The 11,077-nt window shown below is 69.7% G+C and carries 11 protein-coding genes; 3 read left to right on the top strand and 8 right to left on the bottom strand.

Translation table 11 applies throughout. The features are described 5' to 3' along the window. Nucleotides 1-21: 21 nt before the first annotated feature. The gene (locus ABFK29_RS19105) at nucleotides 22-159 is read right to left on the bottom strand and encodes a hypothetical protein (RefSeq protein ID WP_157136555.1); all 138 of its coding nucleotides are present in this window, start codon (nucleotides 157-159) and stop codon (nucleotides 22-24) included. Nucleotides 160-223: 64 nt separating this feature from the next. Between ABFK29_RS19105 and ABFK29_RS19100 the strand changes: the two genes are divergently transcribed. Then, nucleotides 224-628, top strand: a complete 405-nt coding sequence (locus tag ABFK29_RS19100; RefSeq protein ID WP_005861333.1) for a group III truncated hemoglobin — start codon at nucleotides 224-226, stop codon at nucleotides 626-628. 251 nt (nucleotides 629-879) lie between these two features. Continuing rightward, nucleotides 880-1,251, top strand: a complete 372-nt coding sequence (locus ABFK29_RS19095) for a hypothetical protein (protein WP_005861331.1) — start codon at nucleotides 880-882, stop codon at nucleotides 1,249-1,251. A gap of 85 nt (nucleotides 1,252-1,336) precedes the next feature. Here ABFK29_RS19095 and ABFK29_RS19090 read toward each other — a convergent pair whose 3' ends face one another. From ABFK29_RS19090 to ABFK29_RS19060, 7 genes are all read right to left on the bottom strand, one after another. Beyond that, entirely contained in the window at nucleotides 1,337-1,813 is a 477-nt protein-coding gene (locus tag ABFK29_RS19090; RefSeq protein WP_005861329.1) for a DUF2269 family protein, read from the bottom strand. Next, the gene (locus ABFK29_RS19085; protein WP_005861327.1) at nucleotides 1,813-3,132 is read right to left on the bottom strand and encodes an SDR family oxidoreductase; all 1,320 of its coding nucleotides are present in this window, start codon (nucleotides 3,130-3,132) and stop codon (nucleotides 1,813-1,815) included. Before ABFK29_RS19085 ends, ABFK29_RS19090 begins: the two co-directional genes overlap by 1 nt. Nucleotides 3,133-3,176: 44 nt before the next feature. Further along, nucleotides 3,177-3,548 carry a hypothetical protein gene (locus ABFK29_RS19080; protein WP_005861325.1) on the bottom strand — a complete coding sequence of 124 codons (372 nt, stop codon included), beginning with the start codon at nucleotides 3,546-3,548 and terminating at the stop codon, nucleotides 3,177-3,179. A 120-nt stretch (nucleotides 3,549-3,668) separates the two neighbouring features. Next, nucleotides 3,669-6,341 carry a DUF2339 domain-containing protein gene (locus tag ABFK29_RS19075; protein ID WP_005861323.1) on the bottom strand — a complete coding sequence of 891 codons (2,673 nt, stop codon included), beginning with the start codon at nucleotides 6,339-6,341 and terminating at the stop codon, nucleotides 3,669-3,671. A 122-nt stretch (nucleotides 6,342-6,463) separates the two neighbouring features. Further along, on the bottom strand, nucleotides 6,464-7,483 hold the full coding sequence (locus ABFK29_RS19070; RefSeq protein ID WP_005861321.1) for a YcjF family protein: 1,020 nt from the start codon (nucleotides 7,481-7,483) through the stop codon (nucleotides 6,464-6,466). Nucleotides 7,484-7,646: 163 nt separating this feature from the next. After that, a complete protein-coding gene (locus tag ABFK29_RS19065) occupies nucleotides 7,647-8,621 on the bottom strand; it encodes a GNAT family N-acetyltransferase (protein ID WP_005861319.1) in 975 nt (324 codons plus the stop codon). Between the two features lie 2 nt (nucleotides 8,622-8,623). Continuing rightward, nucleotides 8,624-10,036, bottom strand: a complete 1,413-nt coding sequence (locus ABFK29_RS19060; protein WP_005861317.1) for a YcjX family protein — start codon at nucleotides 10,034-10,036, stop codon at nucleotides 8,624-8,626. A gap of 113 nt (nucleotides 10,037-10,149) precedes the next feature. Between ABFK29_RS19060 and truA the strand changes: the two genes are divergently transcribed. Next, on the top strand, nucleotides 10,150-10,920 hold the full coding sequence (truA, locus tag ABFK29_RS19055; RefSeq protein ID WP_040604844.1) for a tRNA pseudouridine(38-40) synthase TruA: 771 nt from the start codon (nucleotides 10,150-10,152) through the stop codon (nucleotides 10,918-10,920). Nucleotides 10,921-11,077: the final 157 nt, after the last annotated feature.

Raw genomic sequence — 11,077 nt, 5'->3', positions numbered from 1 at the left:
GCCTTGTCCCGGCGTCTCTGGTCAGAGCGCCGGGCAGCTAATTCGAATGATGAAAGCACAGGTCATCATGCGCGCCTTATAGGACGCGGCGCCGGAGGGGTCCAGCGCTGTCGTGCCGTCCGCGCCGGTGCCGCCATGACCCTGTGCCGCAGTGGCCATCCGTCCTGCCGGGGACTATGCTGAGAGACCAAGTTCGAGACGTCCGGCAGAAGGGATTGCGGGCATGGCGGTACAGGCGAAGTTCCCGGTGACTCGGGCCGACATAGAGCGCGTCGTGGCGGCTTTCTATGCGCGGGTCCGGGTGCATCCGGGGCTGGGACCGGTCTTTGCCGTCCATGTGGAGGACTGGCCGACGCACGAGGCGCGGGTGGCCGACTTCTGGGCCAACGCCATCCTCGGCGAGCGACGCTATGATGGCAACCCGGTGCGTGTGCATCAGCAGGCGGGCAATGTCCGGCCCGGCATGTTCGAAACCTGGCTCGCGCTGTTCGACCAGGTGCTGCAGGCGGAACTGACGCCGGAGCAGGCGCTGGCGTGGTCGGCGCTGGCGCACCGGATCGGCGGCAGCCTGCGGGCGGGCGTGGTCGAGAAGATGCGCGGCCCGGGCGGCGTGCCGATTCTGCGGTAGGGCGGTTCCCGCCGCTGGCCCTTGGTCGGCGGAAGCCGGCCAATCCACCGGAAACATGGAATAAATCCGCCTGAACTGATTCGGGTTGGTTTGGTGCGCGGGATTTCGGCGGGAACCGGCTTGGCGCGCAATGCGGTTTTGGCAGGCGCAGGCCGATGCATGGGAGGGGCCATTGAGACCCGGGCAAAAGCCCCCATCCTACTGTCATGCCCGGACGCAAACCCGGGTCCAACGCAAGAAGGAGATGGGCCATGACCTATGAGGCCGAAGACCCTTATCTGAAGATGCACCGCACCCGGACCGACACCTACGGTCACGACGATCCCGCGCCGGTGCAGACCCGCCGCAAGGGGGCGTGGTCGATCGCCGGGCTGATCGCCGGTGTCGTTCTGGTGATCGCGGTGGCAATGACCGTGTTCCTTGGCCCGTCGGCCACCACCACTCCGGTGGACCCGGCGGCACAGGAGCAGGCGGTTCCGGTCGATCCCGACTCAGGCGCGCCTGCCATGGATGCACCCGCGGCGTCCGGGATGACCGCCGATCCCGCCACCGAAGCCGCGCCGGCCGCTCCCGCCGCGCCCGACGCTTCGGAAGGCGGCGCGACCACCGCTCCGCTTCAGTAATCCCCCTGTTGAAGCGCGGAAAGGCCGGGAACCGTCTGGTTCCCGGCCTTTTCACTGTCTTCCGACTCCGTTCAGAAGGTCAGCCTCAGAAGGTCAGCGCAGGACGGGTGAGCATCAGCCACAGGATCGTCGCCACGGCAAAAAACGCCGGAAAGCCGCAAGCGAACCATATGCGGAACAGCCGAAAGTAACGGTCGGGCAATGCAGTGCCGTCGTTCACCGCGGTTCGGGCGAGGTCGCGCAGGCGGATCTGTATCCAGACCACCGGCAGCCAGAACACCCCTGCCAAAACGTACAGCGCGACGGAAAGGAACAGCCAGCCTTCGCTCAGGCTCCACCCGATGTCCCGTGCCAACAGGATGCCGGTGACTGGCTGGGCAATGACGGCGGTCAAAGTAAAGACGGTATCCGCCAAGACCACCGTCCCGGCGACATGGGCTATGGCCCGGGCGTCACGCGACAGGTGCGCCATCAGCATGAAGAAGGCGATGCCCGCACCGGTGCCGAACAACACGGTGGCGCCCACGACGTGAAGCCAGCGCAGGAGGTCGGCGTAGAGCATCAGCGCGTCTCCAGCAGCGCCGGGGTGACGGCGGCCAACATCATGGCCGGGAGCACCTTGACCAGAGGCCCAAGCGGATCCGCCCACATGCCCGGAGTGAAGACGGTGGCGGAGGCGATATAGATGAGCGAGACGCCGATCATCGCAAGACAGGCGCGTGCGGCGAAGGGCCGGTAGAGGATCGCGAGCCCCAGCACCACATCGACCACGGCCCAGAAGCCGACGGAGGCGGTGGCGAGGGTCTGTGGCCAGCCGATCCGGGTCAGGTGTTCGGCGGCGGGGCCGATCTGACAAAGCCCGATGATCCCCGACAGCAACCAGAACAGGGACAGCGTGGCCACCGCCAGGGGCATCAACAGGGTGGCACGCGCCTGCAGCCGGTGCTCGGGTCCGAGGTGGGCCTTGGTCAGCGTTTCCTGCAAGGGGGCGATGCTGCTTCCCGTCTGCGCCTGCCACGGGCGCGGGTCGCCGGTTACCCCGTCTGCCAGCACCTCTATGGCGGTGGACCGGAGCGGGCTGCGCCAGCCGAGGTGCGCCAAGGCGTCGGCGATCCGGGCCGTGGGGGCCAGCATCCAGCGGGGCAGAGTCAGCGTGGCGCGTGCCGGGGGAAAGCCCAGGGCACGGCGATGCGCTGCGATGATCTCTGACAGGCTGTGGGTCTGGTCCTCCACGAGGTCGAAGGTATGCCCCCGGGGCAGGTGGCCGGAGGCGACGATTGCGACGGCTTCGGCCAGATCGGCCAGAGAGACGGTCTGGATCGGCGTCGCAGGCAAGGCCTGAGGCTGGATCAGAGGCACGGCGGCCAGCATCCGCAAAAGCGTGGTGCCACCGTAGGCGCTTTGGCCGATGACAAGGCCGGGCCGCAGGATCACCGCGTTCGCGCCGGAGGCCAGCAGCGCCGCGTCTCCCCGCGCCTTGGAGGCGAAGAAGACGGTGGGGTGGTCGGGGCGAACACCCGCCGCCGATATCTGCACCACGCGGATGCCCCTTGCCGCGGCGGTCTCACCCAGGCCTTTCACGGCGTGATGGTGCAGCCGTTCGAGATCGTCGCCGGGGCCGTCCTGCAAGGCGCCCGCGCAATTCACAATCACATCGACGCCGTCGACCAGTGCAGTCCAGTCGGAGGGTTCCATTCTTGACAGGTCGGACCGGCGGAAAGGCAGCATCGGCAGGGCCTTGGCGGCGCTGGCGGCGGACCGGCCAGAGGCGATGACGCGGTGGCCGCAGGCGTGGAGCGTGCGGCAGATTTCCGTGCCGATCAGGCCGTAAGCGCCGAGGATCAGGACGGTCTGTCGCGCCGTGGCGGGAGCTTGGGTCATGCCGTTCCTTTCGCCCGGTGCGGCGTCGGTGTCCAGAGCGGCGGTCAGGCGGTGTATCCGGCGCGGGACTGCGCCGTCTCGGGCACGGCGCGGCCATCGCGCGCCAGCGCCGTCCAGGGGATCTGCGCCGGGGTCAGGCGGGGCGGACGGCGCGGCATCAGCCGCAGCGCCACGGCGACAAGGCTGAGCGCCGCCCATGTCATCGGCACCGCGGCGGCGATGCCGGGGGCCAGGGACCAAACGGCGGGCACGACAAGCATGGCGGCGACGGCATTGGCCGCGAAATAGGCCGCGCTGGCCCGCGCTTTGGGGCGGAGCGCACAGGCGGCATGGGCGGTGAACAGGATGAGAAGGCCAAGCAGGCACAGGATATGCATCACGGCGGCTGTCCGTGGATCGACAAGGGCTTCGGTCATCCGGAAATCCTTCGGATCGGCGGTGTGCTGGAAAATGGCTTGGCCGGAGTATGTGCACCGGTGGCCGTCGCGTGTAGTGGGGTAAACCGGACCGGATGAGCGCAGCCGCAGCGAGTCGCGTCAAGGCAGGCGGCTTTGTACCCAGCGATTAAGCCATGCCAGACCCGACAGCGACAGCCCCAGCAGCAGGAACGAGAACACCCGCGCCAGCCCGTCGAGGCCGGAGATGTCCAGCAGGAAGACCTTGGCCACCGCCACGGCGATCACAGCCACACCGGCGCGGCGCAGCAGGTCCGACCGCTGTTGCAGCGCGCGGGTAAAGAGCGCGGCCCCCACAAGCAACAGCGCGACCGTGTGGCTGTAGAGTTCCGGCTGAGAGATACCCGCCGCAATCTCCATTTCGGCGCCGCCTTGCCAGAGGTGGCGGATCGCCATACCCGCCCAGAACACCGTCAGCGCCGTGGCCGGCACCGCAAGCCCGATGCGCAGCGCCTTCGGGCCTGACAGGCGCGCGGCGCCGAACGCCAATGCCAGTGCAGGCAGCAGATAGGCCGGGATCAGCGTGTTCAGCAGCACCGGCCCCGCGACGTTCTGGCCGCCGAACAGCGGGTTGGCGAGGCTGAGCGCCGCCGCCTCGAACCCCAGCGCGACGAGGCCGAAGACCACCGCGAGCGCGAGGCGCAGCAGGCGAAGCGGGCCACCCGCGCCCATGCGCATGACCTGCGCCAGCGCGGCCAGCGTCCAGATCGTGGCGTGCAGGCCGGTGACCCAGTGTTCCTGCCCCGCGGCGTGGCCGGTCATGCCCTTGATCAGGTGGTAAAGCGTCAGGGACGCGGTCATGCCCCCCGCCGACCACGCGGCGCTTTCGAGGAACAGCTTCGCACGGGCGCGGGCTTCGGGCAGGAGGGCACGGGCGGCCAGAAGCGCGGCCAGCGTCCCGCCATAAGTCAGGAACATTTCGGCAAAGCCGACCTCGACCGCCCAATCGAGGCCCGGATCGGCCAGCAGCCGGTAGCCCAGGGCGGCGATTCCGGCGGTGATGAAGCCGCTCATCGGCGCGAGGTCGAAGCGGCGGTCCAGGACGGCAGCGGCCAGCACGGTTGCAGCGAGGGCAAGGGTCAGCGCCGCATCGGTGAGGATGACGGTCAGCGCGAAGGCGAGGCACGCCAGCGCCGACAGCGTGGCCAGCGCGGCGCGCAGCCGGTCGGCGCAGTCGATCCGCGCAAAACGGGCAGCGAGCGCTGTCATCAACCCGCCAAGCGCCAGCGCGTGCAGCGCCCAGGGCCACGCGCCGATTAAGTCGGCTGGCTGCCATGTGACTTCCAGCGCGAGGCCGCCAAGCGGGGCGATCAGGGCAGAGGCGGCGGCCCAGTGGGCCTTGAACGGGTCGCCCTTCAGGCTGCGCAGCGCGGCGGCCAGCGTCAAGAGCAGCGGGGCCAGCATAGCGAGGGTCACGGTCAGCGGGAGGCGCTGCTCTGTCAGGCCTTCCTGGGCTTGGATGGTGGCGAAGAGGGCGGTGCGTACGCCCCCGTTCAGCTCTGGCGCCGCCAGCAGAAGGAGCGTTGCCGCAGCGGGCAGGGCCGCAAGGTCCTGAAGCCCCGGTGCCCGGTGAGACCAGAGCGCCAGCGCAGCACCCAGCAGCGCCGCGAGTGTCAGTGCGGTCCACCAGGCCGTCAGGCCGAAGGTCGCGGCCTGCAGAAAGGCGAGCGTCGCAGCCAGCGTGGCGCCTGCGGCCAGCAGCGTCGGGAAGGCGGGGCGGGCCTTTTCCAGCGCCTGCAGCAAGCAGGGCGTGGCGTGGTCGGGCGTCAGGCTGCGCGCCGGAATCAAGATCGCCAGGACGGCAAGGAAGGCCGCGTGGGCGGCGAACGCGGTCGCCATGGTCTCGGACGGTTCGGCCAGCAGAAGAAGCGCCCCGGTGGCAAAGCCGCCAACGAGGGCGAGGACGGAGACCCAAGCCCAGCGACGCAATGTGTCGATCCCGAGGCCGAGTGCCGCGAGCAGCGCGAAGTAGAGCAGCAGCCATGCGGGCTGATCGCTTTGCCCGCCGACGAGGAAGGGGGCGGCGAACCCGCCCGCAAGACCTATGGCGGCCAGAAGCGGCCCGTTGATCCAGCCCAGCACAAGCCCGCCCAGCGTCGTGGCAAACAGCAGTGCAAGCGCCGGGCCGGGGTCGATCAGGTCATACAGCAGGCGCGCGGCGAGGATGCCGCCCATCAGCGACACGAGACCGGCGGAGGAGAGCGTGGAGGGCAAGTAGGCCGTAGCGCTGTCCTCCGTGTCGCCGGAGCGGCGGCGGATGCGCTCTCCGACGAGGATCAGGGCCGCGCCGAAGACCAGCGCGGCGGCGACCCGCGCGGGTGGGGTCAGGAGCCCGGTCTCCACGCCGTATTGCACGAGGAAGATACCCGCGAGTGCGAGAGAGACGGCGGCGATGGCGTAGAACCAGTTCTGCGCGAGCCACCCGGCAAGTCGCGCCGCGACGGATGGTCCCTTTGCTTCGGGTGCCGGACGGTCCTGCGGCGCGGGTTGCGGGGGCTGCGGCGTTTCGGGTCGCGTGTTTGGTGCGGGCTGAGACTTTGGCGGTGCGGTCCGCTCGGTGAGGGCCGGAGCGGGCGTCGCGGAGGCCGCTTCAGGCCGGTCCAGCCATGGCGTCGGACCTGCGCTCAGGGTGTCGACCTTCTGGCGCAGCTCTGCCAGTTCGCGGAACAGGCGGGCCTGCCGGACGATGAGGACGATCACGACGACCGGCAGGGCCAGGAAGATGATGCCGACGAGGACGAGTAGGGCTTCCACGTGCTGCGCTCCGATTGTTCGACGTGCACTCAATCACGCCGCGCACGGCTTGGAAACCGGCGGGTTTCCTGACCTTTCCCGCGAAGGTGGCGAACCCGCGCGTGCCGCGCGGAACCCCCACCCTACGGAGCGCTCGGTCCTTTGTCCTGCTGGAACAGCCCGCTCAGCGAGGAGCGCACGATGCCGCGAACGGATGGGCGCTTGCCCTTGCCGAAGGGCAGGGGACGGCAGACCTCCATTGCGGCGACGCCGACCCGGGCGGTGAGGGCGCCGTTGACCATGCCCTCGCCGAAACGGCGGGACAGTTTGCCCAGCAGGCCCGCACCGAAGATCGGTTCCAGCATGTCGTCGCCCACCGCGACCGCACCGGTGGCCACGAGGTGCGAGAAGACGGCGCGGGTGAGCCGCCAGCTGCCGAGCGTGCCGGAGCGTCCGCCGTAGATCTCGGCGATGCGGCGGATCATCCGCAGATTGGCGGTCAGCGCGGCGGCCACGTCAGCGAGCGCAAGCGGGACCAGCGCCGTGACGGCGGCGACCTGCCGCGCGGCGGCCTCCACCTCGCGCCGGGCCTGCAGGTCGAGGGGGGCGAGCAGTTCGTTTTCCGCATGGGCGACAAGACCCGAGGCATCGAAGATCTCGTCCCGACGGGCGGCAAAGCGGTCGCGGCCCCAGCGCGTGTCCTCGCGTCCCTTGTAGAGGCCCACCAGCTTGTCACCGAGGTCGCGGGCGAGGCTCAGGTCGTCTTCGGCCAGTGCGGTGTCGGCCTGCCGGTGCAAAGCGTCGATCTTTGACAGGCGGGCGAAGGCGGAGAGTTCCTTGATCACGATCGCGACGCAGACCAAGAGGAAAGCGGCCAGCAGCGCGGTCACCGCCCAGCCGAGCGCAGGGTTGGCGGCGATCAGCCCGGTGGCGACGTTCCACGCGGCGATGGAGGCGAAGGTGCCTACAAGGGCTGCCAGCAGGCGCCAGAACCAGCGTGCAAGGGCGGAGACGCGCCGTGTGGTCAGGGCCGCGACGGTGGCCATGGCCGCGCCCTCGGGCGGAGGCGTGAGATCGGGTACGGGCGGGGCCTCGGCCGGAGAGGGGGCGGCGGTGTCGTCGTCCAAGTCGATGAGGACGGGGCCCTTGCGCGTGTCGGTCATGGTCTGGATCCTGAAACGTTGGTACGGAACGTGCGGTTTCCCTGTCGCCCGGTGCGACCTTCCGTTGGTGGTTTGCCCGTGTTCCTGGGCAGTTGTTCTTCGGCACGCGATCGGCGGAGCCGGGATCGGGGCGATGTCGCCCTGCGGGTCCTTGGCGGGACAGTCAGCCGTCGGTCTCTTTCCCGCCGGATGCGTTGGCGGAGACTTTCGCGTTGCCAGTGCCAGCCCCTTTGCCGGTTGCCTGTGACGTTTCGCCCGACGCCTTGGCCACGCCTTTGTCCGGTGCCTTCGCCGTCTCTTCGCGGGTCCAGACGAAGCGCATGTCGGGCAGGCCTTCCTCGTTGTGCGCGCCGTCCGATTCCCCGTCCGGGCGGAAGCCTTCTCGGCGGTAGAACCGTTGCGCGCCCCGGTTGGCCTGAAGCGTCCAGAGCTCGAGGCGGTCGTTTTGCGTCTTGGCGTCGTCGAGAAGCCGAGTGCCGATGCCACTGCCCTGCGCTTCCGCCGCGACATAGAGGCTATGGATGTAGCCGCCGTCGCGGGCGATGAAGCCCGCGGGCGTGTAATCGACCTCGGCCACCGTGACCCATCCCTTGTCGATCATGTGGCCCGCGTGGGCGATGTCCTCGGCACCGGTGTGCAGCCGCGGCATCCACGGTTGGCTGTCCACGGCGCGCGAAATCATGTCGCCCAGCCGTCCCGCGTCGAGCGGATGCCCCGGGCGCAGGCTGATGACGGGACCGGGCATGGGGCTGGGCGCGGGGCCGGGATCGCCGGGCAGGCCGGGGACTTCGGAGGGGACGTCCTGCGGCGGCAGATCCGGAGCGGGCGTGCCGGGGATCTCCGTCGGGTTGCCGGGCCGGTTCGGCGGTGGGGTGTCCGGCACTTCCTCGGGCGCATCGGGCGGCAGGTCGTGACCGGGATCGGACGGGGCAGGGACGCCCGGCAGATCTTCGGGCACCTCTTCGGGCGGCGTGTCCGGCGGCAGGTCGGGCGCAGGCGCATCGGGCAGCTCGTCCGGGTCCTGTTGGGGAAGGTCGGGGGCCGGTGTGCCCGGCACCTCCGACGGGGGCTGTTCCGGCGGCAGATCCGGGTTGGGGGCGTCCGGGTCCGGGGACTGAAGGCGGGTCTTTGCGGTCATCGTCACAGGCGGTCTCCGATCAGGAACTGGGCGGCGCGGTCGAGGCGGATGTGCGGCGGGCCCTCGCCGGGTTTCAGAGTCAGCGGTGCGGGGGCGAAGGACATGATGGAGTAATCCTGCCCCAACCATTCGGAAGCGCCTTCGCGGGCAGGTGCCAGAAGATGCGCCGGGTCTTCGGGCAGTTCGCCGGGATAGAAGGCCGCGCGCTTGCCGGTGTCCAGCAGGGTGCCGCGCACGCATGGCAGGTCGCGACCCTCGTGGGCGATGATCTCTTCGGTTGTGGCGCGCAGGGCAGCGAGCGACAGGGCCTGCGTCTCGGCCCCGGCAAAGCGGGCGCGGTCGCGGGCGTCGCGGGTCAGCGCCTCCATCACGGCGGTCAGGCGGGCGTGCTGGGTATGGTGCAGGTGGTCTGCTTTCGTCGCGGCAAAGAGGATGCGGTCGATCCGCCGCCCCAGGAAGATCTGCGACAGGAAAGACGAGGCACCGGGGCGGAAAGCCGTCAGGATATCGGCCAGCGTCCGGCGCAGATCCTCTACCGCGCGCGGACCGGCGTGGATCGCCCCGAGCGCGTCCACCAGCACGATTTGCCGGTCGAGCCGGGCGAAGTGGTCCTGGAAGAACGGTTTGACCACGCGGGACTTGTAGGCGTCGAAGCGGCGCTCGAACTCGCGGTAGAGCGCGCCGCGCGATGCGCTGACCGGTGGCAGGGGCGCGAAGGTCAGCACGGGCGAACCGGCCAGGTCACCGGGCAGCAGGAAGCGCCCCGGTCCGCAGTCGGAAAATCCTTCGCGGCGGGCGGCGTTCTGCGCTTCGGTGTAGGCTTTGGCGAGGCGCTGTGCCACGGGCTCGTCGAGCTTGGCCTCGGCCGCCTCGGTGGTGGCCATGGGCAGGAAGCCGTCGGGGTCGGGGCGGTGGGTCATGCGGTCCAGCATGTGCTCGGACCACTGGGCGTATGACTTGTCCATCAGGCCGAGGTCCAGCAGCCATTCGCCGGGATAGTCGATGATGTCGAGGTGCAGCGTGCGCGGCCCCTGCAGCCCGGACAAAAGGCCCTGTGGGCGCACCTTGAGCGAAAGTCGCAGTTCCGACACGGCGCGGGTGCTGTCCGGCCAGTGCGGTTCGCGCGCGGTGAGCGCGGCGAGGTGCGTCTCGTAGTCGAACCGCGGGATGGTGTCGTCCGGCTGCGGCTGCAAAAAGGCCGTGAGGATGCGGCCCTCGGATTGGGCGACAAGCCCCGGCATCCGGGCGCGGTCCATCAGGTTCGCCACAAGCGAGGTGATGAACACCGTCTTCCCGGCCCGCGACAGCCCGGTGACGCCAAGGCGCAGGGTGGGTTCGAAGAAGGTCTCCGAGATCGTGCTGGTGGCGCTGTCGATGCCCCGGGCGAGGCCGTCGGCGAGAGTGGTCAGGACCATGGGAGCCTTTGCAGTTGTTCGCTCTGAACTTAGGGTGCAGAGGCGCCCGCCGCCAGTGCCTTGCCGGTCGCCCGGGTGTAGACGCCACGCCCGGGGCGCGCTAAGCGGCGCACATGCCAAGATACGCATTGCTCGTGGAATATGATGGCCGCCCGTTTTCGGGCTGGCAGCGCCAGGCGGCGCAGCCTTCGGTGCAGCAGGCCATCGAGGACGCGCTGGCGCGGCTGGAGCCCGGCCCTTTCACCATCGCGGGGGCTGGGCGCACCGATGCCGGCGTGCATGCGCGCGGGCAGGTGGCGCAATGCGACATGGCAAAGGACTGGGATCCGTTCCGGTTGTCGGAGGCGTTGAACTTCCACCTCAAACCCGCACCGGTGGCGATCCGGGCCTGCGCGCGGGTGGCCGACGACTGGCACGCGCGGTTCTCGGCGGTGGAGCGGCGCTACCTGTTCCGTATCCTGATGCGCCGCGCGCCCGCCACGCTGGAAGAGGGGCAGGTCTGGCGGGTCATGCACCCGCTCGACGTGACGGCGATGCGCGAAGGCGCGGCCCACCTTGTGGGACGGCACGATTTCACCACCTTCCGGTCGGTGATGTGCCAGGCGAAATCGCCGGTGAAGACGCTTGATTCGCTGGAGATCAAGGCGGTCGACGGCCCCGCAGGGCCAGAGGTGTGGTTCTCGTTGCGCGCGCGGTCTTTCCTGCATAATCAGGTGCGCTCTTTCGTCGGCACGCTGGAACGGGTCGGTGCCGGGGCCTGGGCGCCGGACCGTGTGGGCGCGGCTCTGGAGGCGCGCGACCGTGCGGCTTGCGGGCCGGTCTGCCCGCCGCAGGGGTTGTACCTGACGGGTGTCGGTTATCCGGAGGACCCGTTCGGGGGGTGATCGCGCCACCTGCGGAGAGTGCGTGGATCGACCGCCTGTCAAACACGTCTGCCCAGCCTGCCGTGCAGGTCTCGGAGGCCTGGCCAATTGCACGTCCTTTTCCTGCTGCATCCGCTGGCGCTGTCGGCCGGGCTGGGGAGCGCCGCCTGACCGGCGC

Origin of the sequence: Sagittula stellata E-37 (genome assembly GCF_039724765.1) — a bacterium.
Lineage (GTDB): Bacteria > Pseudomonadota > Alphaproteobacteria > Rhodobacterales > Rhodobacteraceae > Sagittula > Sagittula stellata.
This window is presented reverse-complemented; position numbering and strand designations above follow the sequence as displayed.